The sequence below is a fragment of the Clostridium sp. MCC328 genome (assembly GCF_018785465.1).
GTDB classification, from domain to species: domain Bacteria; phylum Bacillota; class Clostridia; order Lachnospirales; family Lachnospiraceae; genus Pilosibacter; species Pilosibacter fragilis.
The window spans coordinates 1-320 of the sequence record NZ_WQPW01000105.1; the positions used below are offsets into that span (position 1 = coordinate 1).

The 320-nt window shown below is 45.0% G+C and carries 1 tRNA gene; it reads left to right on the plus strand.

Going from position 1 to position 320, the window contains the following annotated elements:
• The first annotated feature begins 1 nt into the window (after position 1).
• Positions 2-68, plus strand: a tRNA-Ala gene (locus GPK83_RS14200).
• Positions 69-320: the final 252 nt, after the last annotated feature.

Sequence of the window (320 nt, forward strand, 5' to 3'; positions counted from 1 at the left end):
TGTAGCTCAGTTGGGAGAGCACCTGCCTTGCAAGCAGGGGGTCAAGAGTTCGAATCTCTCCATCTCCACTCGGGATTAAATCTAATCCCTAACGTACCTTGAAAATCACATATTGAATAAATTGAATCTTAAATATATTTAAGAAACAAGACATCCGAGGCGTATCGAAAGATACGTAACCGAAAGAATCAAGTAAACACAAAGACCAGGGGTGCAACGCTATGCACCTTCGTATGAAAGCCGTTCCCGCGGTGGAGATACTACTGGTTAAGCTAGAAAGAGCGCAGGGTGGATGCCTTGGCACTAAGAGCCGATGAAAG